The organism is Kitasatospora sp. NEAU-69, from assembly GCF_057158765.1.
This window is the reverse complement of the sequence record NZ_JBWXUE010000003.1, coordinates 338,638-359,527: the sequence shown is the minus strand read 5'-3', so window position 1 is coordinate 359,527 and position 20,890 is coordinate 338,638. Positions and strand designations below refer to the sequence as shown.

Here is a 20,890-nt window from a genome sequence, read left to right as displayed (position 1 = left end):
CCCGGTGCGCCACCCCGCCGACAGTTCCGGCAATTCAGCGGGACGCCATTGCGGTTGGGCAGGGCGGCACGTGAGGATCGTCGCATGATCATGAAAAGCGATGGATCCGTCAAGGGCGTCATGTTCGACTTCTCCGGGACGCTGTTCCGGATCGAGTCGACCGAGCAGTGGCTGGCCGCGGTCCTGGCCGACGCCGGCCTCGCGCTCGGCGAGCCGGAGCGGGTGGCGCTCGTGGCGAGCCTGGACGAGTGGGGCGCGCTGCCGGGCGGCCCGGTACCGCGCCGGGAGCTGACCGCCGAGCTCGAAGAGCTCTGGGCCGTGCGCGACCGCAGCGAGCAGCAGCACCGGGCCTGCTACACCGCGCTGGCCCGGCAGGCGGCGCTGCCCGACCCGGTGCTCGCGGACCGGCTCTACGACCGCCACATGTCGGCTGCCGCCTGGCATCCGTACGCCGATGCCGAGCCGACGCTGCGCGAGCTGCGCCGGCGCGGGCTGCCGGTCGCGGTGGTCAGCAACATCGGCTGGGACCTGCGGCCGGTCTTCCGCGAGCACGGGCTGGACGAGCTGGTCGATGCGTACCTGCTCTCCTTCGAGCTCGGCATCCAGAAGCCCCTGCCGGGCATCTTCGAGGCGGCGTACCGGGAGTTGGGCCTGGCCGCCGCCGACGTCCTGATGGTCGGCGACGACCGCACCGCCGATGGCGGCGCCGCGGCGCTCGGCAGCCGGGTGTACTTCGTCGACCACCTGCCGGTCGACCGGCGCCCGGCAGGCCTCTCGCCGGTCCTGGGACTGCTCGACGAGGTCTGACCTAGCGTCTGACCCAACGTCTGACCCAACGTCTGACCCGGCGCCAGGTCGGCTCGGATCAAGGCAGGTCAGACCCGTTCCGCCAGCGCCAGGAAGCGCTCGTCCTCGTCGAAGCAGCCCGTGAGCCGCCAGCCTGCCTCCGCGAGCAGCGGGCGCAGGTTCGGCTCGGCGAGCAGGTCGTCCGGCGTGAGCCGCCGGCCGTGGCGGGCGGCGAGCGCGGCGCGCCCGACCGGGTGGAACAGCGCGAGGCGGCCGCCGGCCCGGGTGACCCGGGCGAGCTCGGCGAGCGCGGCGGCCGGTTCGGGCAGGTGCCCGACCAGGCCGGCGGCAAAGACGGCGTCGAGGGCAGCGGCGGGCAGCGGCAGCCGGGCGCAGTCGGCGACGAGCAGGGCGCCGACCGCGTCCCGCCCCTCGCGTACGGCCTGACGGAGCATCTCGGGCGTCAGGTCGACGCCGAGCACGGTGCCGCTCGCGCCGACCGCGCGGCGCAGCAGCGGGAGCGCGCGGCCGGTGCCGCAGCCGGCGTCCAGCACCGCATCGCCCGCGCGCAGGCCGAGTTCGGTGATGGCGGCCTGGAAGCGCGGCCCGTCGTCGGGGAACCGGATCTCCCAGTCGGCGGCGCGGGCCGCGAAGAACTCCCGGATCGCGGCTTGGTCGGACGGCGCATGCTGCCTGGGCGAGGAGGGGCGCTCGGGCGAGGAGGGGCTGACCATGCGCGCAGCGTACCCGTGACCAGGCGGCCGCTCGGTCGTTTACCGGAGCGCAGGGCGGTATGGCACCTTCCGGAGCATCAATTAAGGTTAGGCTAACCTAACTTCTGGAGTTCCGGTGACCGTCACTGCCGAATCCACCGTGCCTGGCGACGCCATCCTGCGCCGCCAGCGGATCCGCGAGTCCGCCGCCCGTACCTACGCCCGCTCGTTCCCGATCGTGCCGGTGCGCGCGAGCGGCATGACGGTGGAGGGCGCGGACGGCCGCCGCTACCTCGACTGCCTCTCCGGCGCCGGCACGCTCGCGCTCGGCCACAACCACCCGGTGGTGCTCGCGGCGATCCGCCGCACGCTGGACAGCGGTGCCCCGCTGCACCTGCTGGACCTGGCGACGATCGAGAAGGACGACTTCACCACCGCGCTGCTGGAGACGCTGCCCGCCGAGTTCGCAGCCCGGGCCCGGGTGCACTTCTGCGGCCCGGCCGGGACGGACGCGGTGGAGGCCGCACTGAAGCTGATGCAGACCGCGACCGGACGCAGCGGCGCGCTCGCCTTCACCGGCGGGTACCACGGCATGACGGCCGGCGCGCTCGCGCTCAGTGGCAACGTGGACGTCAAGTCGCCGCTGCCCAGCGCCGGCGAGGTGACCCGGCTGCCGTACCCGTACTCCTACCGCTGCCCGTTCGGCGTCGGCGGCGCGGCCGGCGAGCGGCTCGCGGCGGTCTACACCGAGCGGCTGCTCGACGATCCGGCGGGTGGCGTGGTCCGCCCGGCGGCGATGATCCTGGAGGCCGTCCAGGGTGAAGGTGGCGCGGTGCCGGCGCCGGACGACTGGCTGCGCGAGATGCGCCGGATCACCGCCGAGCGCGAGATCCCGCTGATCGTGGACGAGGTGCAGACCGGGGTCGGCCGGACCGGCGCGATGTGGGCGGTCGAGCACAGCGGGATCGTGCCGGACGCCATGGTGCTCTCCAAGGCGATCGGCGGCAGCCTGCCGCTGGCGGTGGTCGTCTACCGCGAGGAGTACGACACCTGGCGGCCCGGCGCGCACACCGGCACCTTCCGCGGCAACACGCTGGCGATGGCGGCCGGCGCCGCGACGCTGCGGTACGTGGCGGCGAACGGGCTCGCCGAGCGCGCCGAACTGCTCGGCCGCCGGCTGCTCGACGAGCTGACCGCGCTGCGCGGCCGGCTGCCGGTGATCGGGGACGTGCGCGGGCGCGGGCTGATGCTCGGCGTCGAGTTCGTCGACCCCGCCGCCGAGCCGGACGCCTGTGGCGCGCGCCCGGCCGATCCGCGGCTCGCGGCACGGGTCCGGGAGGCCTGCCTGGCCCGCGGTCTGATCGTGGAGCTGGGCGGGCGGCACGACGCGGTGCTGCGGCTGCTGCCGCCGCTGACCGTCACGGACGAGCAGCTGCGCGCGGTGCTCGACCGGCTCGCCGAGGCGATCGAGGCGGCGGCGCTCGAGGCGGCAGTGGGGGAGCGGGCATGACGGGGGAGCAGCCCACGGCGCTGTCCGGCGGCGCGGCACTGTCCGGAGGCGCGGCACTGTCCGGCTCCGCGGCGCTCGCCGGTGGGACGGGTGGTCCGGCCGCGCTGCGCCTGCTGCTCGGCCAGGTGGCGGACGCGCTCGCGGCCGGTGCCGCCCGCCGTGGCGGCCCGCTGCCGGCCGGCGACCCGAAGGAGCTCGCGCAGGAGGTCGCGCGGGTGTTCCACGCGACGTCCGGCGCAGGTGCGCTGGCCACCCTCACCGAGCTGCTCGCGTTCGGCGCCGCCGACCCGGCCGACCCGGCCTGCGCCGCGCACCTGCACTGCCCGCCGCTCGCCGTCGCGGTCGCCGCCGAGCTGGCCGCGAGCGCGCTCAACCCCTCGCTGGACTCCTGGGACCAGGCACCGGCCGCCACCGTCCTGGAGACCGAACTGCTCGCCGAGCTGGCGGCGTTGGTGGGCTACCGGCCCGAGCTCGCCGCCGGGGTGCTCACCTCGGGCGGGACGGAGTCCAACCTGATGGGCCTGATGCTGGCCCGCGACCAGGTCCTGCGCGGGGCGGACGGTAACGCCGGCCGTGCGGAGCTGGACGGCGTCGATCCGGCCCGGCGGCCGCGGATCTTCGCCTCGCGGTCCGCGCACTTCTCCGTCCAGCGCGCCGCCGCGCTGCTCGGCCTGGGGGAGCGGGCGGTCGTCCCGGTCCCGGTCGACCGCGACCTGCGGATGGACGCCGACGCACTCGCCGCCGCGCTGGCCGGCGCGGTCCGCGACGGCGCCACGCCGGTCGCCGTGGTGGCCACCGCCGGGACCACCGACACCGGCGCGGTGGACCCGCTGCACCGCTGCGCCGAGCTGGCCGCCGAGTACGGCGCCTGGCTGCACGTGGACGCCGCCTACGGGGGCGGGGCGCTGCTCTCCGACCGGCTCGCGCCGCTGCTGGCCGGGATCGAGCGGGCCGACTCGGTCTCGCTCGACTGGCACAAGCTGGGCTGGCAGCCGGTGGCGGCCGGGGTGTTCCTGGTCCGCCGGAGCGAGAGCTACGCGTCGCTGGCCCGCAACGCCGTCTACCTCAACCCGGTGGACGACGAGGAGGCCGGCTATCCGAGCCTGCTCGGCCGTTCGCTGCGGACCACCCGGCGGGCCGACGCGTTCAAGATCGCGGTCACCCTGCGCACGCTCGGGCGGGCGGGGCTCGGCCGACTCGTCGACCGCTGCCGGGAACTCGCCGTGGCGGCCGCCGCCGAGATCCGGCTCCGGCCGGAACTGGAGCTGTACGGCGAGCCGCTGCTGACCACCGTGCTCTTCCGCTACCTGCCGGGCGACCCGCGGCTGCGGGCCGACCCGGCCGCCGTGGACCGGCTGAACGCCGAACTGCGCCGCCTGCTGCTGGCCGAGGGCCGCGCGGTGCTCGGCCGGACCGAACTGCCGCCCACCGAGCTGCCGCCGGCCGGCGCCGCCGTGACGACGGCTCCGGAGCGTGGCTCGCTGCGCCTCAAGCTCACGCTGCTCAATCCGCACACCACCGAGGCGGCGCTGGCCGCCCTGCTGGACCAGGTGGTCCGCGCCGGCCGCCGACTGGAGTCGCCGCTGCCCTGATCCGAACAGGTCCGCACGGCACAGCGGATTCCCCGGAGCGGCCCCCGGAATTGGAGGAAAGCACACTGGCGCAGCCGCCCGGTCGGCTATCCTCACAATTCCCCGGGCGATCGTTCTCCGGAGCCGCCGAAAAGGTGCGCGTACGCATAGCGGGCCCGGCTTGTAACGACGCTTTTCGGCCGCTCCTGGGCGAATTCCCGCCATCCCGTCGGCAGCCCTTGCGTCACTCCCGAGCACCGGAGATAACTTCGGGTAGTCGCCGCCACACCGGAAGCACACGGCTCCCTGGGACTCGCGGCACGATGGGGGATTCCGCCATGCGCAACCGCGATTTCGCGGTGCCTGCGGCATGTCGTAGCGATCGGGCGCGGCCGCTGACGGCCCCGGCGTCCGTGGTATCCACCCCCGACGGCGCGCCCGCGCCCGAGGCGCCACCGGCCCCGGGGCCGGACCGGCCCTAGGAGCGGCTGCCCCGCGCACACCGGGCGCCCTGAGCGCACCGAGCACCCCGACTGCCACATTTCGCCGGATGCCGGCACCACATTTCCGACGGCCGGACCGCACGGTACGGCGCGCTGTCGCGCGCCGCGCCGGGGTGCGCCGGCCCGGAAGTGCGCATTCCCGCGCGCCCTTGAACGGCTGTGCGCCACCCGGTGCCGGACGGCTCCGGGCCCATTCCCCTGACGCGCTGTGAAATCAGCCATGCCACGCGGAGGCCGCGTTATGAGCGATTCGCTCATGAGCACCAACCCCGGCACATTCGACGACCCCGCCACATTCGCGCCCGGCCCGTTCGACCCCGCCGCATTCGACCCTGCCGCATTCGAGGCGTTCCCGTTCTCCGACCGCTGCCGACGGGTCTGGGAGCTCGGCGACCACCTGCTGATCGGCGTGAGCCCCGGCAACAGCTATTTCAGCCACCGGCGGATAGCCGAACTCGTCACCTGGGGGCGGGAGTTCTTCGGCGCCGTGGACATCGTCTACGCCGACCTGCACGTCGACACGCAGTTCGCCGCGTTCGGCTACGAGCCCGGGCACGCCGCCCGGCGGGCCGCGAAGGAGATCAAGACCACCGCCCGGCGGATCCACCGGGGCGTCGAGGAGGCCGGGAGGGACGGCGTCCGGGTGCGGGCGCTCTCCGACTTCCTGCCGGATCCCGGCTATCAGGAGCTGTGCGGGCAGATCGAGCGGGCGCTGGCCGGCGACCCGGTCTTCCGCGCGGCCGCCGAGGGCATGGCGCGCGGCTTCCTGGCCGGGCGGCTGCCGGAGGGCATCGAGCCGACCGCTGCTCAGGTCGCCGCCGGGCTGCGCTACATCTGCGCCGAGCTGCCGTTCTTCCTGGACACCCCGCGCCTGCTCGGCGTGGACAGCTCGGTCTCCTGCTACCACATCGAACTCCCGCTGACCCCGGTGCTGTTCGGCCGCCGCGAGGGACTGCGCGCGGCTCCCGGGCAGGGCTACGCGGTGGTCCGTCCGTCGCCGTCGCCGGGGGCCCAGGCCGTCGCCGCCGTCGCTGCCTGACGATCCGTCAATTCCGTTCAAGGAGAAGTGCGTCATGACCACGAACACCCCGCTGTCGGCGGATCTGCCGGCCTTCCCGCTGGACCGGCGCGGCGACAGCATCCCGCCCGAGGTCGAACGGCTGCGCGCGGACCGGCCGGTGGCGCTGGTGCGCACCATGACCGGTGACCAGGCCTGGCTGGTCAGCAGCCACGAACTCGCCAAGCAGGTGCTGGAGGACGACCGGTTCAGCCTCAAGGACACCGCGAACCAGGGCGTCCCGCGCCAGTACGCGCTGACCATCCCGCCCGAGGTGGTCAACAACATGGGCAACATCAACAGCGCGGGGCTGCGCAACGCCGTGATGAAGACCCTCTCGCCGCGCGGCGACAAGGAGTTGGGCGACTGGCTGGAGGCCCGCGCGCACGGCCTGCTGGACGCGCTGATCGCGCAGGGCCCGCCCGCCGACCTGCGGGACGGCTTCACCGAGCCGTACTCCGCCGCGCTGCACTGCCGGCTGCTGGGCATCCCGACGGATGACTGGCGGCGGCTGATGGCCGGCATCGACGTCGCCTTCATCACCAGCCCGGCGCCCTTCGCCGGCTCGACGCCCAACTGGTACAAGGACCTTGACTACATGACGGCGCGGCTGAACGCCGACCCCGAGCCCACCGAGGGCCTGCTCGGGCGGTTCGCCGCGCTGCGCCGCTCGCCGGACGTCTCGGACCGCGTGAGCGACGAGCTGCTCGCCACCGTCGCGCTCTCGCTCTTCGGCGCGGGCGCGGTGAGCACCTCGGCCTTCCTCCAGCACGCGATCATCGCGCTGGTCCGCCAACCCGAGCTCGCCGAACGGCTGCGCGCCGAACCGGCGGTGATCGGCCGGGCGGTGGACGAGCTGCTGCGCTTCAACCTCTCGATCGGCGACGCGCTGCCCCGCCTCGCGCTGGAGGACGTCAAGCTCGGTGAGGTGGAGATCCGGGCCGGCGAGCTGGTGCTGGTCCTGGTCGAGGGGGCCAACTACGACCCGGCGGTCTTCCCGGATCCGGAGCGGATCGACTTCGACCGCGAGCAGAACCCGCACCTCGCGTTCGGCGCCGGCCGGCACTTCTGCCCCGCTTCCGCGCTCGGCCGCACTCACGCGGAGATCGCGCTGACCGCCCTGGTGCAGCGGATGCCCGAGCTGCGGCCGGCCCTGCCGATCGAGCAGCTGGCCTGGCGCCCGGGCTTCATCAAGCGCCTCCCGGAACGCCTCCCGGTGCTCTGGTAGCCCGCCGCGCGAGGCCCTGGACAGGCCCGCGCAGCCGGGCCAGGACCCGTCCGCCCTAGGGCCTGTCCGGGCGATCTTGCCGGGCGCGCGACGCCGGGCATCCCGCCTGGACGCACCGGCGAATCATCCAAGTACGGCCCAGTACGAGGACGATCCGCCGGCACGCCCAGCCGGGCGCCCAACGCCGCGCGCTGATCCGACGAGATCGCCCGGACAGGTCCTAGTCGTGCAGCCCGAGCAGGATCGCCCGGGTCCGCTCCCAGGTCTGCGGGTCGCAGGCGACCAGCAGGCCGTCCTCGCAGCCGGGCGGATCGGCGCGGTACGGCGAGCCGTCGAGGCGGGCCGAGACGCCGCCGGTCTCGCGCACCAGCAGGGAGCCGGGTGCGTGGTCCCAGGGCAGGGTGCACCAGTAGAGGAGGAAGTCCAGCTCGCCATCGGCCAGCTGCGGGTACTCCACACCGGCCGAGCGCCGGCCCTCGGTCACCCGGCCGAAGCCGGGCGCGCCGTTGCTCAGGCCGGGGAAGAGCTCGCCGACCGGGCGCGGGGCGGCGTTCGTCAGGCGGCTGGAGGTGGGGTGGAAATCCGGGTCGAGCATCCGCCGCTTGACCGATCCGCGCCAGGTCTCGGGCCGGGCGGCGGCGGGCAGCCGGGTCAGCCGGTGGCCGTCCCGCCAGGCGCCGGCGCCCAGTTCGGCCGCGTAGAAGGTGCGGCTCATCGGCTGCCAGATCCAGGCGGCCACCGGCTCGCCATCGCGGATCAGGGTGGCCATCACGGCGAAGTCGGGGCGCCCGGCGATGAAGTTGGCCGTCCCGTCCACCGGGTCCACCAACCAGCAGGCGCGCTCCTTGCGCAGCGCGTGCGCGAGGCCGGGATCGGCGGCCACCGCCTCCTCGCCCACCACGGGCACCGGCAGCAGCTCGCGCAGCCGCCGCGTGATGATCGCCTCGGCCTCCCGGTCGGCTATGGTCACCACGTCGCCGGGAGCCTTCTCCATCACCTCACCGGCCGCCAGCGCACGGAACCGCGGCTCGACTGCCTCCGCGGAGGCGTCGGTGAGGATCTCCGCCACCTTTTCCATCAGCACGCCGCTCGCTCCCTTCGCTCGGCTACCACTCTCGCACGCCCGACCGCACGCGACCTGCGGCGACCGATGCGTGGACGCGCTGCTGGACATCGCGGCCCGAGGTGCTCCACCTCGCGGTAGCGAGTGCAGCACGTCGGGGAGTCCGGCAGGTTGCCATCGCGCTACGGCCAGGGCCCGTCCGGCCGAAGGGGCGTGCGGTCGTCAGCCGGAGGCCGTGAGCCGTGAGCCGGAGGCCGTGGGCTGCGGGAGCGGGGCTGACGCCTTCCGGTCAGGCGGACGCGGTCTCGGGCTCGGCCGTCGCGGCGGCCGTCGTGGTGCCCGACGGGCGGCGATAACGGCGGTGGGTGGCCGTGGTGGCCGCGAGGAGCAGGGCGGCGCCCGCCGCCGCGCAGGTGATCAGGAACGGTGCGCGGGCGCCCGCCGCGGCTGCCGTCCAGCCGGCCGCCGCCGTGCCGGCCGCCTGGGCGAGCGTGATGCTGCTGACCAGCCCGGCCATCGCCTCGCCGAGCCGCGCGGCCGGCACGGTGCGCTCGGCCAGGCCGAACATGGTGATCATCTGTGGCGCCACCGCGAGGCCGACGCAGCCGACGGCCGCCGCCAGCCCGCCCAGGGTGCCACCGAGTAGCGGCAGCAGCACGGCCGCCGCGCAGAGCAGCGCCGTCCCGGCCCGCAGCCGGGCCGGGAGGTCCCAGCGGGTGGGCAGGCCGGCGACAGCCAGGCCCGAGCAGGCGCTGGTCAGGCCCATCAGGCCGTAGATCAGACCGGCCGCGCCGGCGTGACCGAGCTGCGCGGTGGTCGCGGTGACGCCGACCTGGATCGAGCCGAACGCGACGCCGAGCAGCGCCATGCCGGCGAGCAGCAGGCCGTACGGAGCGGTCAGCAGGCGCTCGGTCGCCCGGGTGCGGACGGTCCGGCTGCCGGGCGGGGCGGTCGGGTGCAGCGCGAAGAGCGTCGCGCAGACGCCGACCAGGGCCGCCGCCAGCAGCATCCCGCCGGCCGGCCCGGTGAGGGCGGCGAGCAGGCCGACCACGGCCGGGCCGCCGGTGAAGCTCAGCTCGTCGATCAGCCCGTCCAGCCACAGCACCGCAGCGGTCTCCTCGGCGCCGCGGCCGCGCGCCAGCCAGAGCCAGCGGCTGCGCGAGAGCGGTCCGACCAGCGGCACCGAGAGGCCGACCAGCAGCGCGAGCAGCAGCTGCCCGCCGAACGGCGCGCCGTAGCGCGAGGCGGCGACCAGCGCCAGGATCGCGAGCGTGTTGACGCCGGCCGCGATCAGCCCGACCCGGCGCTGTCCGCGCCGGTCGGCGGCCCGGCCGACCAGCGGGCCGCCGACCGCCTGCCCGAGCGCCATGGCGCCGGTGACGGCCGAGCCCTGCCAGACGCTGCCGGTGCGCTCGCTGACCATCAGCAGCGAGCCGATCGCGCACATCGCGGCCGGCAGCCGGCCGAGCTGCGACCAGACCAGCACCCGGCCGCCGGTCAACTCCCTGGCCTGCCGGAACTTGCCCAGCACGCCGGTCTGCGCAGTGCCGGTCCCCACTGCATTGCCGATCCCCGCCGCGTTCATCGTCCCGCCCCCAGGAGGGGCCGACCCGGGGCGCCCGCCTCCCCGTCGTCGGCCCGCCGTGGTGATCGCCAGCGGGTGAGCCTTCACGGTAGGCAGCGGCCACGACGCAGCGTAATCGTACGATCATCCAAAGCGAGGGGGCGCCAGGGCGGCGCTACCGCCGCCGGCGCAGCAGTTCGTCGTACTCGGCGTGGACCCGGCGGTCCAGCGCGAGGCCGAACTGCGCGTCCGCGACGGTCCGGGCGAGCGGGCGGATCCGGGTCAGCTGCTCGGTCAGGTGGGCGGCCTCGCCGGGCGGCAGTGGGTCCTGCGCGGCCAGCGCGCCGAGCAACTGGTCGCGGATCAGGCCGACGAAGACCTCGGCGACCGCGTCCGCGTACTCCTGGGCCTTGCGGCTGGCGTCGAGCACGGCGGCGAGCGGGACGCCCTCGGCGACCAGTGCGGTGGTCGCGTCCATCAGGCGGCGGCTGATGTGCGTGATGCCGTCCTCGGTGACCGTGATGTAGCCCTGGGCCAGCGACTCGGCGGTGTTGGCCTCGGTGAGCTGGTCGCCGAAGGCGGCCCGCAGGTCGTCCCAGCTGAGGGAGACCGGGGTCTCGTCCGACCAGGGCGAGATGATCGCGGCCTCCAGGCCGATCAGCTCGGCGACGTCCCGGCCGCTCTCGCCGGCGCCGATCAGCTCGGCGATGCCGCCGAGCGTGTGGCCGCGCTCCAGCAGTTCGGCGATCACCCGCAGCCGGGCCAGGTGCGACTCGCCGTACCAGGCGATCCGGCCCTCCCGGCGGGGCGGGGGCAGCAGCTTGCGTTCGCGGTAGAAGCGCAGGGTGCGGGTGGTGATGCCGGCGGCTTCGGCGAGTTCCTCGACCCGGTACTCGCGCGGGCCTGCTGCTTCGCTCTCGATCTGCGCCACGCGGCCCAGCATAGGGCCTGCTCGAACGGCCGGACCGGGCCGTGAGGCGTCGGCGCCGCCCGCGCCACGGCCGTGACCACCCTGTCGGGCACTGCGCCGAACTCGTCCGGTCGGCCTTCTTCCGTGCGCCGCCGTCCCGGGCTACCCTGCCAATCGCGCCAGTGATTACTGGCACGGTTACCGTAGGCCATTGGCAGGCCGCAGCCGGGCCGGGAACACGCCAGAGCCGGGCCGGGCGCAGGCCGGGCGCGCACCACGCGCACCACCAGAGAGGACCGCCGCATGGCAGCCAGCACTCCCAAACAGCGCGACCGTTCGGCGCCGCGGCCCGCCGAGGCCCCGCACGTCCGGGTCGCCGTGATCGGCTCGGGCTTCGGCGGGATCGGCGCCGGTGTCCGGCTCCGCCGGGCCGGGATCACCGACTTCGTGATCCTGGAGCGGGCCGACTCGGTCGGTGGCACCTGGCGCGACAACAGCTACCCGGGCTGCGCCTGCGACGTGCCCTCGCACCTCTACTCGTTCTCCTTCGCGCTCAACCCCGACTGGCCGCGCAGCTTCTCCGGCCAGGGCGAGATCCGCGGCTACCTGGAGCGGGTCACCGACACGTACGGCCTGCGCCCGCACCTGCGCCTGGAGACCGAGGTCACCGAGTCGCGCTGGGACCCGGAGCTGACCCGCTGGCGGATCAGCACCAGCCGCGGCGAGTGGACCGCCGACGCGCTGGTCTCCGCGACCGGCCCACTCTCCGACCCGCAGATCCCCGACCTGCCCGGCCTCGCGCAGTTCCCCGGCAAGGTCTTCCACTCCTCCCGCTGGGACCACGACTACGACCTGACCGGCAAGCGGGTCGCGATGATCGGCACCGGCGCCTCGGCGATCCAGATCGTGCCGGCCATCCAGCCGAAGGTCGGCCGGCTCACCGTCTTCCAGCGCACCCCCGCCTGGGTGCTGCCCAAGGTGGACCGCGAGATCAGCGCGCTGGAGAAGGCGGTGCACCGGGCGGTGCCCGCCACCACCGCGCTGCGCCGGGCCGCGCTGTTCGCGGTCCGCGAGCTCCAGGTGGACGCGTTCGTCCGCCGTCCGGGCGCGCTGAAGCTGGTCCAGCGGCTGGCCGAGCGGCAGCTGGCCCAGCAGATCCGGGACCCGCGGCTGCGCGCCAAGCTCACCCCGGACTTCCGGATCGGCTGCAAGCGGATCCTGCTCAGCCAGACGTACTATCCGGCGCTGGCCGCGCCCAACACCGAGCTGGTCGCCTCCGGACTGCGCGAGGTGCGCGGCTCGACGCTGGTCGCCGAGGACGGCAGCGAGCACGAGGTGGACGCGGTCGTCTTCGGCACCGGCTTCCACGTCACCGACATGCCGATCGCGCACCGGGTCTTCGGCGCCGACGGGCAGAGCCTGGCGGCGCACTGGAAGGACGGCATGGAGGCGCTGCGCGGCTCGACGGTGCGCGGCTTCCCGAACCTGTTCTTCGTGATCGGGCCGAACACCGGCCTCGGCAACAGCTCGATGATCCTGATGATCGAGTCCCAGCTGAACTACCTGATCGACGCGCTGACCACGCTCCGCTCGGTCGGCGCGACCGCCCTGCAGCCCACCGAGCGCGCCCAGCGGGTCTGGAACCAGCGGCTCCAGCACAGGATGGGCCGCACGGTATGGAACACCGGCGGCTGCCGCAGCTGGTACCTGGACGAGCAGGGCCGCAACACAGTGCTGTGGCCGGGCTCCACCGGCGCGTTCCGCCGGGCCACCCGCCGGATCGACCTGGCCGAGTACGAGCTGATCAAGCGGCAGGCGCCGGCCGCCGTCCCCCAGGAGGTGCACGCATGACCGCGTCCCGAGCCGCGAACCTGCCCGCGGAGCTGCTGCTGCCCGCGCCCGAGGAGCGGCTGCGGATCCGCTCCGCCGACGGCAGCTGGCTGAACGCCGAGGCGTACGGCCCCGAGGGTGCGCCGCTGGTGGTGCTCGCGCACGGCTGGACGTGCAGCACCGCGTTCTGGGCCCCGGTCGTGCACCGGCTCCTCGCCGACCACCGGGTGGTCGCCTACGACCAGCGCGGCCACGGCCGCAGCGACATACCGGCCACCCGGCACGGCTACTCGACGCAGGCGCTGGCCGACGATCTGGAGGCCGTGGTCACCCGGGTAGTGCCGGCCGGCGAACGCGCCGTGCTCGCCGGCCACAGCATGGGCGGCATGACCATCATGGCGGCCGGTGGCCGGTCCAAGGTGGCCGCCCGCACCGCGGCCGCGCTGCTGGTCAGCACCGGTCCGAGCGACCTCACCGAGCAGCTGCTGGTGATGCCGCCGGGGCTGCGCCCGCCCGGCCTGCGCCGGCTGCTGCACCGGCAGATCCTGCAGTCCCGGCTGCCGCTCGGGCCGATCACCGGGTTGTCCAAGGCGCTGCTGAAGTACGCGACGATGGGCCCGGCCACCCCCGCCGAGCAGGTCGCCGCGTGCGCCGAGATCGTGCACGCCTGCCCGACCCCGGTGCGCGCCCACTGGGCCCGGGTGCTCGGCGAGCTGGACGTGCGCCCGGGGCTGACCATGCTGGAGGCGCCGACCGCGATCGTGGTCGGCAGCCACGACAAGCTCACCCCGCCGGTGCACGCCCGCGCCATGCAGCGCGCGCTGCGCCGCCCGGACGGGCTGCTCGAACTGCCCGGGGTCGGCCACATGTCCCCGGTCGAGCGCGCCGCGGAGGTGGCGGGCGAGATCCGCCGGCTCGTCACCACGCACCTGACCGCAGACCGGACCACTGACCGGACCGACGCCGCATGACCGAGCGAAGCGAGGCAGTCGCATGAGCACACCACCGTTGAACGCGCAGGTCGTCGTCGTCACCGGCGCCGCCCGCGGGCTGGGCGCGCTGATGGCCCGCAAGCTCGCCGACCGCGGCGCCCGGGTGGCGCTGGTCGGCCTGGAGCCGGCCGAGCTGAAGGCCGCCGCCGCGCAGTGCGGGCCCGAGGCGTCGTACTGGGAGGCCGACGTCACCGACCTGGTGACGATGAGCGCGGTCGCCGAGGCGATCCGGGAGAAGTACGGGCGGATCGACACCGTGGTGGCCAACGCCGGCATCGCGATCGGCGGCCCGCTGCTGGAGAGCGACCCGGCCGCCTACAACCGGGTGATCGAGGTCAACCTGCTCGGCAGCGTCACGACCGCCCGCGCGTTCCTGCCCGCGCTCGCGCACAGCCGCGGCTATCTGCTGCAGATCGCCTCGCTGGCGGCGATCACCCCGTCCCCGCTGATGTCGGCGTACTGCGCGAGCAAGGCGGGGGTCGAGGCCTTCGCCCACTCGCTGCGCGCCGAGGTCGCCTACCAGGGCGTCAAGGTCGGTGTCGGCTACCTGAGTTGGACCGACACCGACATGGTGCGCGGAGCCGACCAGGACGACGTGCTGCGCGAGATGCGGGCCCGGCTGCCGTGGCCGGCGAACAAGACCTACCCGATCGACCCGGCGGTGGAGCGGCTGGTCGCGGGCATCGCGCGCCGCTCGCCGCACGTCTACGCGCAGGCCTGGCTGCGCGGTATGCAGCCGGTGCGCTGGGTGCTGCCGGGCCTGATCGCCGCCGTCGGTGCGCGTGAAGTGGCCCGGCTGGCACCGCGGTTGGCGGCCACCGCGGCGTCCCGGCTGGGCGCGGTCGGTGCCGGTGGCGCGGCTGACGCGAGCTCCCGCGGGGCGCGCAGGAGTTGACGGATCGTCAGTCGGGGTGGGGCAGCAGCCCACCCCGACCGGTCAGCCGCGCGCGGACTTGATCCGGCGGGCGACCTGCTGGCGCCGGCGCCGGTAGGCCCGGTGCACCCGCTGGAGTGCGACGAACTCGTCCATCCGGTTCGCCAGCGTCAGCTGGTACTTGACCCGCAGCGGCGTGCGCAGATCGCGGATCCGCTCCACGCCGATCTCCCGGACCAGCCGGCTGACGTGCTCCTGGTAGAGCTCGCGGTACGCGCGGTCGCCGTCCGGCACCCACCAGAAGAACATCACGATCTCCTCGACCAGGCAGTTGCGGTCGTAGGAGCGCAGGTGCTCGCGGTACTTCGGCTCGGTCTGCGCGATCAGCCACTCGCGGACCAGCTCCATCGAGCGGACCCGGTCGACCAGCCCGCGCGGGTTGGTCCGGCCCTGGGTGATCGAGACGTCGCCCAGCTCGCGCTCGCGCCAGTGGTAGATGTGCTCGGAGAGCACGTCCACGCTGGTGGCCAGGTAGTGGTGCGGCACGCTGACCGGCGCGTCCTCGTACAGGATGCCCTCGGGGTAGAGGATGCCGGCGCCGTCGAAGAAGCTGCGCCGGTAGACCTTGTTCCACGCGGTGCGGTCGGTGACCAGCGCCGGCAGCTCGCTCACGTGCGTCTTGAGCCGGGTCTGGCGGAACGGCTTGACGTGCGCGCCGGACTGGTAGAAGCCGGTCGAGCGGAAGCGCAGCACGTTGCCGGCCGCGAAGTCGGAGCCGGTCTTGTCGAGCGTGCTGATCATCAGCTCGTACGCGCCGGGCGGCAGCGTGTCGTCGCTGTCCACGAACGCGAGGTACTCGGTGCCGTCACCGAGGTGCCGCCAGCCGGTGTTGCGGGCCGCCCCGAGGCCCTTGTTCTGCTGCTTGACCAGCCGGAACCGCGCGTCCTTCGCGGCGTACGCCTCGGCGATGGCCGCGCTGGTGTCGGTCGAGCCGTCGTCGACCATGACGCACTCGAAGTCGCGGAACGTCTGCGCGGCGAGGGAGTCGAGGCACTCTTCGAGGTAGCGCTCGACGTTGTAGATCGGGACGACGACGGAGAGTCGGGGGGCTGCTGACACGCGCCAGATCCTACCGTCCGGTCCGGGGCCGACCTGACGTGCTCCGGTCGGGTCAGACCGACCGGCAAATGGTGGGCGGCGTCGCGACGCCCGTACTCTCCCCTGGACGGCTTCTCCTCAGTCGCCAATGCTCCGCAGTGGCTCCCTCGTCGGCGCCGCCCAGACTCGGCCCGGACGCCGCTCCTTCCTCCACCCACCATTTGCCGGTCGGTCGCGGCCGCCCCTTCTGGAGTCCGCCGGTGATCGCTAGCGTTGCGCCATGACAACTGCCCTCATCACTGGCGCCACGGCCGGTATCGGTGCCGCCTTCGCCACCCGGCTGGCCAAGGACGGCCACGACCTGGTGCTGGTCGCCCGCGACACCAAGCGGCTCACCGAGGCCGCCGCCGCGCTGCACAACCAGTACGGCGTGCAGACCGAGGTGCTGACCGCCGACCTCGCCACCGAGACCGGCATCGCGGCCGTCGAGGAGCGGCTGCGGGACGCCGCGCGGCCGATCGGGATCCTGGTCAACAACGCCGGCTTCGGCAACAAGGGCGCCTATCTGGACGTGCCGCTGCAGGCCGAGCTCGACATGGTCAAGGTGCACATCGAGGCGGTGCTGCGGCTGACCAGCGCGGCCGTGCCGGGGATGCGCGAGCGCGGCTTCGGCGGCGTGGTCAACGTGGCCTCGGTCGCCGCGTTCCTGCCGCGCGGCACGTACGGTGCGTCCAAGGCCTGGATGGTCAGCTTCACCCAGGGCGTGATGCGCGACCTCGGCGGCACCGGCGTGCGGCTGATGGCGCTCTGCCCGGGGTTCACCAGGACGGAGTTCCACCAGCGGGCGGGCATGGGCATCAAGGGCGTGCCGCGCTGGGGCTGGCTGTCCGCCGAACGGGTGGTGGACGAGGCGATGCGCGACCTGGCCCGCGGGCGGACGGTCTCGGTGCCGAGCAAGCGGTACAAGGTGGCGGTGGCGATCGCCCGGCGGCTGCCGTCCGGCGCGCTCGGCGGGGTCTCGTCCAAGGCGGCCCGCACCTACCGGACCGACTGAGCCGCCTGCTCGCGGAACACGCCGGAGTACACGTTGGGGATAACTCATTATTAGCTCGCCTAACAATGAGCTATCCTCGGCATGTCAGCCTGGAGTAGGCCGACCCGCAGTAGGCCGCTTCGCAGTGGGCCGCTACGAGAGTGAGGAGGTCCGGATGAGGCCAGACCGGATCGACTGGACGCCGCCCGCCCGCGATACGGACGAGCCGCGTCCGCCTGCCCAGGTGCGCCGCATCCTCGCGCTCTTCCGCCCGTACCGGGGGCGGCTGGCGATCGTCGGCCTGCTGGTCGGGGCGTCCGCCGTCGTCTCGGTGGTCACGCCGTTCCTGCTGCGCGCCGTGCTCGACGACGCGATCCCGCACGGCCGCACCGGCCTGCTCAGCCTGCTGGTGCTCGGCATGATCGCGGCCGCCGTGATCAACAGCGTCTTCAACGTCCTGCAGACGCTGATCTCCACGACGGTCGGCCAGCGGGTCATGCACGACCTGCGCACCGCCGTCTACAGCCACCTGCAGCGGATGTCGCTGGCCTTCTTCACCCGGACCCGCACCGGTGAGGTGCAGTCCCGGATCGCCAACGACATCGGCGGCATGCAGTCCACCGTCACCTCCACCGCCACCTCGCTGGTCTCCAACCTGACCGCCGTGGTGGCCACCGTGGTCGCCATGGTCGCGCTGGACTGGCGGCTGACCGTCGTCTCGCTGCTGCTGCTGCCGTTCTTCGTCTGGATCAGCCGCCGGGTCGGCCGGGAGCGTCGCAAGATCACCACCGAGCGGCAGAAGCAGCTCGCCGTGCTCTCCTCGGCGGTTCAGGAGTCGCTCTCGGTCAGCGGGATCCTGCTCGGGCGCACCATGGGCCGCACCGACTCGCTCTCCCGCGAGTTCACCGACCAGTCGGACCAGCTCGCCGACCTGGAGGTGCGCTCCAGCATGGCCGGGCGCTGGCGGATGAACGTGATCGGGATCGTGATGGCCGCGATGCCCGCCGTCATCTACTGGGCGGCCGGGCTCACCGCGTCGCATGGCGCGCCGCTCGTCTCGATCGGCACCCTGGTCGCCTTCGTCTCGCTCCAGCAGGCGCTGTTCCGCCCGGCCGTCAGCCTGCTCTCCACCGGCGTGGACGTGCAGACCTCGATGGCGCTCTTCCAGCGGATCTTCGAGTACCTGGACCTGCCGGTGGAGATCGACGAGCCGGCCGACGCCGTCCACCTGCCGGCCGTGCGCGGCGAGGTCCGGTTCGAGCGGGTCGACTTCGGCTACGACCCCGAGCACCCGGCCGGCACGCTGGCCGGCATCGACCTGACCGTCCCGGCCGGCGGCTCGCTCGCGCTGGTCGGCGAGACCGGGTCCGGCAAGACCTCGCTCAGCTACCTGGTCCCGCGGCTGTACGACGTGACCGGCGGCCGGGTCACCATCGACGGCGTCGATGTGCGCGAGCTGGCCTTCGAGACGCTCTCCCGGGCGGTCGGGGTGGTCTCCCAGGAGACGTACCTGTTCCACGCCTCGGTCGCCGAGAACCTGCGCTTCGCCAAGCCCGACGCGACCGACGCGGAGCTGGTCGCCGCCGCCCGCGCCGCGCAGATCCACGACCACATCGCGGGCCTGCCGGACGGCTACGACACGATGGTCGGCGAGCGCGGCTACCGGTTCTCCGGTGGCGAGAAGCAGCGGCTGGCGATCGCCCGCACGATCCTGCGCAACCCGCCGGTGCTGATCCTGGACGAGGCCACCAGCGCGCTGGACAACCAGACCGAGCGGGCCGTCCAGCAGGCGATCGACGCACTGGCCGCCGGCCGTACCACGATCACCATCGCGCACCGGCTCTCCACCGTCCGGCTGGCCGACCAGATCGCGGTGCTGGAGCGCGGCCGGGTCGCCGAACTCGGCACCCATCAGCAGCTGCTGGAGCTCGGCGGCCGGTACGCGGCGCTGCTGCGCCGGGAGGCGCCCGCGGTGGACGGCGAGTCGGTGCTGGCGGCCGAGGTGCTGCCCGCCGAGGTGCTGGGCTGACCCGGCGGCACCTCAGGCCGTCATCAACTTGCCGAGTCCGGCCAGCGATTCGGCGGTCCGCAGCAGCAGCTTGAACCGCTGGTCGCAGCTGGGCTCGGCGTCGGCGGCGATCTGGAAGAAGACCGTCTTGCCGACCGGCCCCGACTCCCAGCCCCAGAGCGCCGCGAACGCGGCCACCAGGGCCAGGCCACGCCCCGAACCCGCGTCGGCGCCGGCGGCGGTGAGCACCGGCAGCCGAGTCGAGCGGTCCGCCACCGCGACCCGTAACTGGTCGGCGCCCCACGAGACGCTGACCCAGCACTCGCCGCCCGCGTGCAGCAGCGCGTTCGTGATCACCTCGCTCGCGCAGAGCTTGGCGTCGGCCAGCGCGTCCGCCGACAGCGGCAGGCCCCACCTGCGCGCGGTGGCGACGATCCGGTCCCGGGCCGCGTGCACCGCGCCGTCCCCGGCCGGCACATGGAACGTGTCGAGCAGTGCGCCGGCCCTGCTGCCCGAGGGGTCGGGCTGCCGGGTGGGACGTCGGCTTGGCGTCGGTGTGGCGGCCATGGGTCCTCCGGTTTGGCGGTGAACGACCGGGTTGGGCCCAAAGTTGCCAGAAGAGCACGTTTTCGGGCCGAGCGGCTGACATTCATTCAACGCGGGTACCTAGACCGGGAGAACCGGCGATGCTGGGGCAGGAGTTGAACCGGTTGAACGACGCTCGGGGGAGTGTGATGGCAATGCGCACGCGCACGCCGAACAGCTCGCTGGCCGCCTTGATGGCCGAGGCGACCTGGGGGAACGACCAACTGGCACGGGCGGTGAACCGCACCGGAGCCGAGGTCGGGCTGAGCCTGACCTATGACAAGACCTCGGTCTCGCACTGGTTGCGCGGCTCCCGGCCGCGCGCCGGGATCCGCGAGGTGATCCGCGAGGCGCTCTCGCGGCGGTTGGGGCGGCCGGTCACGCCCGAGGAGACCGGGCTCGGCGATCCGGCCGGTCCGGTGGACGGCGCGGACACGGTGTCCGAACTGGTATCGCTTGGGAGGGCCGACATGGACCCGTCTCGTCGTGGGGTGCTCAACGCCGGGCTGTACTCGGTCGCGCTGACGCTGCCGGGCTTCAGTGATCCGGCCGAGCGGACCGGACAACCCGAGGCCGGCCGGACGGTGCGGATCGGCCCCGGCGAGGTCGAGACGGTGCGGACCATGACGGTCCGGATCGCCGGCATCCTCGACGAACTCGGCGCCGCGCACGCCCGTCCGATGGCGGCGGCCTTCCTGGTCAACTCGGTCGGGCCGTGGCTCCAGGCGTCCGGCAGCAGCAAGGACAAGGACGATCTGCTCGCCGCCGCCTCCGACCTCAGCTACCTCACCGGCTGGATGGCGATGTACGAGACCGCGCACGGCCTCGGGCAGCGGTACTACGTCCAGGCGCTGAAGCTGGCCCGCGAGGCCCGCGACCACGTCACGTACTGCCGCACGCTGCGCGGCATGGCGCTGCAGGCGGCCAACCTGGGCCACGGCGCCAAGGCGCTGGAGCTCGCCGACTCCGCCGCCGAGGCGGCCCCGGCCGGCGGCCCGCGGCTGCGCGCCTTCCTGGCCGGCCAGCAGGCGCACGGCGCGGCGATGGTGAAGGACCGCAGACAGGCGTTCGCCCGGCTGACCGAGACCGAGACCGCGCTCTCCCAGGCGGACGGCCGCAACGACGCGGTCGGCGGCTACGACCAGGCCGCCTACCACTTCCACGCCTCGCACGTGCTCGCCGAGCTCGGCGACCTGCCCGGCTCGATCAAGCAGTTGCGGCTCTCCAACCAGGTGCGGCCGGCCACCGACCGGCAGGGCCGGGTGCACGCCAACGGCCTGCTGGCGCGGCGTCAGGCGGCGCTGGGTCACATCGAGGCGGCCAGCACGACCTGGCACACCTTCCTGGACGACTACGTCGCGATCAGCTCGGCCCGCGGCGACGAGCACTTCCGGGCGCTGCGCAGCGGCCTGCGCGGCCACCGCGGCGGCGGCGCGGTGCGCCGGCTGGACCAGCGGGCCCGCGAGATCGCGCGGCAGAAGGCTGCCTGAGCGGCCCGCTCACGGGAGTCGCGTCGGCCCGCTTGCGGGAGTCGCGTCGGCCCGCTTGCGGGAGTCGCGTCGGCC

General features: G+C 74.0%; 17 protein-coding genes. 11 read left to right on the top strand and 6 right to left on the bottom strand.

Translation table 11 applies throughout. The annotated features are described in order from the left end of the window. Window positions 1-84: 84 nt before the first annotated feature. Entirely contained in the window at window positions 85-807 is a 723-nt protein-coding gene (locus tag AC060L_RS05865) for an HAD family hydrolase (RefSeq protein ID WP_483797409.1), read from the top strand. Window positions 808-875: 68 nt separating this feature from the next. Here AC060L_RS05865 and AC060L_RS05860 read toward each other — a convergent pair whose 3' ends face one another. Next, window positions 876-1,520 carry a class I SAM-dependent methyltransferase gene (locus AC060L_RS05860; RefSeq protein ID WP_483797408.1) on the bottom strand — a complete coding sequence of 215 codons (645 nt, stop codon included), beginning with the start codon at window positions 1,518-1,520 and terminating at the stop codon, window positions 876-878. 115 nt (window positions 1,521-1,635) lie between these two features. Here AC060L_RS05860 and AC060L_RS05855 point away from each other — a divergent pair, with 115 nt between their 5' ends. From AC060L_RS05855 to AC060L_RS05840, 4 genes are all read left to right on the top strand, one after another. Further along, window positions 1,636-3,009, top strand: a complete 1,374-nt coding sequence (locus tag AC060L_RS05855; RefSeq protein WP_483797407.1) for a diaminobutyrate--2-oxoglutarate transaminase family protein — start codon at window positions 1,636-1,638, stop codon at window positions 3,007-3,009. Further along, window positions 3,006-4,601, top strand: coding sequence for a pyridoxal phosphate-dependent decarboxylase family protein (locus AC060L_RS05850; RefSeq protein ID WP_483797406.1), 1,596 nt, complete (start codon window positions 3,006-3,008; stop codon window positions 4,599-4,601). Before AC060L_RS05855 ends, AC060L_RS05850 begins: the two co-directional genes overlap by 4 nt. 723 nt (window positions 4,602-5,324) lie before the next feature. Beyond that, window positions 5,325-6,122, top strand: coding sequence for a tRNA-dependent cyclodipeptide synthase (locus AC060L_RS05845; protein WP_483797405.1), 798 nt, complete (start codon window positions 5,325-5,327; stop codon window positions 6,120-6,122). 34 nt (window positions 6,123-6,156) lie between these two features. After that, window positions 6,157-7,368, top strand: a complete 1,212-nt coding sequence (locus AC060L_RS05840; RefSeq protein WP_483797404.1) for a cytochrome P450 — start codon at window positions 6,157-6,159, stop codon at window positions 7,366-7,368. Window positions 7,369-7,588: 220 nt separating this feature from the next. Here AC060L_RS05840 and AC060L_RS05835 read toward each other — a convergent pair whose 3' ends face one another. The 3 genes from AC060L_RS05835 to AC060L_RS05825 all read right to left on the bottom strand — a co-directional run bounded on the left by AC060L_RS05835 (window position 7,589) and on the right by AC060L_RS05825 (window position 10,938). Continuing rightward, on the bottom strand, window positions 7,589-8,446 hold the full coding sequence (locus tag AC060L_RS05835; protein WP_483797444.1) for an inositol monophosphatase family protein: 858 nt from the start codon (window positions 8,444-8,446) through the stop codon (window positions 7,589-7,591). Window positions 8,447-8,720: 274 nt separating this feature from the next. After that, window positions 8,721-9,989 carry an MFS transporter gene (locus tag AC060L_RS05830; RefSeq protein WP_483797403.1) on the bottom strand — a complete coding sequence of 423 codons (1,269 nt, stop codon included), beginning with the start codon at window positions 9,987-9,989 and terminating at the stop codon, window positions 8,721-8,723. A gap of 181 nt (window positions 9,990-10,170) precedes the next feature. Next, the gene (locus AC060L_RS05825) at window positions 10,171-10,938 is read right to left on the bottom strand and encodes a MerR family transcriptional regulator (protein ID WP_483797402.1); all 768 of its coding nucleotides are present in this window, start codon (window positions 10,936-10,938) and stop codon (window positions 10,171-10,173) included. A 270-nt stretch (window positions 10,939-11,208) separates the two neighbouring features. On the opposite strand from AC060L_RS05825, the gene AC060L_RS05820 reads away from it, so the two are divergent. Genes AC060L_RS05820 through AC060L_RS05810 form a run of 3 tightly spaced genes read left to right on the top strand, consistent with a single transcriptional unit; the run spans window position 11,209 to window position 14,622 of the window. Beyond that, the gene (locus tag AC060L_RS05820) at window positions 11,209-12,756 is read left to right on the top strand and encodes a flavin-containing monooxygenase (RefSeq protein WP_483797401.1); all 1,548 of its coding nucleotides are present in this window, start codon (window positions 11,209-11,211) and stop codon (window positions 12,754-12,756) included. Beyond that, window positions 12,753-13,706: an alpha/beta fold hydrolase gene (locus AC060L_RS05815; RefSeq protein ID WP_483797400.1), complete on the top strand. Its 954-nt coding sequence runs from the start codon at window positions 12,753-12,755 to the stop codon at window positions 13,704-13,706. The genes AC060L_RS05820 and AC060L_RS05815 overlap by 4 nt, the downstream gene beginning before the upstream one ends. Window positions 13,707-13,728: 22 nt before the next feature. After that, window positions 13,729-14,622 carry an SDR family oxidoreductase gene (locus AC060L_RS05810; RefSeq protein WP_483797399.1) on the top strand — a complete coding sequence of 298 codons (894 nt, stop codon included), beginning with the start codon at window positions 13,729-13,731 and terminating at the stop codon, window positions 14,620-14,622. A 42-nt stretch (window positions 14,623-14,664) separates the two neighbouring features. Here the strand turns inward: AC060L_RS05810 and AC060L_RS05805 are convergent, their stop codons facing one another. After that, on the bottom strand, window positions 14,665-15,720 hold the full coding sequence (locus AC060L_RS05805; RefSeq protein ID WP_483797398.1) for a glycosyltransferase family 2 protein: 1,056 nt from the start codon (window positions 15,718-15,720) through the stop codon (window positions 14,665-14,667). A 259-nt stretch (window positions 15,721-15,979) separates the two neighbouring features. On the opposite strand from AC060L_RS05805, the gene AC060L_RS05800 reads away from it, so the two are divergent. Together AC060L_RS05800 and AC060L_RS05795 are read left to right on the top strand one after the other, a co-directional pair. Then, window positions 15,980-16,753, top strand: a complete 774-nt coding sequence (locus AC060L_RS05800; RefSeq protein WP_483797397.1) for an SDR family NAD(P)-dependent oxidoreductase — start codon at window positions 15,980-15,982, stop codon at window positions 16,751-16,753. Window positions 16,754-16,907: 154 nt separating this feature from the next. Further along, complete coding sequence (locus tag AC060L_RS05795) at window positions 16,908-18,761, top strand: ABC transporter ATP-binding protein (RefSeq protein ID WP_483797395.1); 1,854 nt, start codon at window positions 16,908-16,910, stop codon at window positions 18,759-18,761. Between the two features lie 12 nt (window positions 18,762-18,773). Here the strand turns inward: AC060L_RS05795 and AC060L_RS05790 are convergent, their stop codons facing one another. After that, window positions 18,774-19,307, bottom strand: coding sequence for an ATP-binding protein (locus AC060L_RS05790; RefSeq protein WP_483797393.1), 534 nt, complete (start codon window positions 19,305-19,307; stop codon window positions 18,774-18,776). Between the two features lie 167 nt (window positions 19,308-19,474). On the opposite strand from AC060L_RS05790, the gene AC060L_RS05785 reads away from it, so the two are divergent. Beyond that, window positions 19,475-20,815: an NsdA family TPR-like regulatory protein gene (locus tag AC060L_RS05785; RefSeq protein WP_483797392.1), complete on the top strand. Its 1,341-nt coding sequence runs from the start codon at window positions 19,475-19,477 to the stop codon at window positions 20,813-20,815. Window positions 20,816-20,890 lie beyond the last annotated feature (75 nt).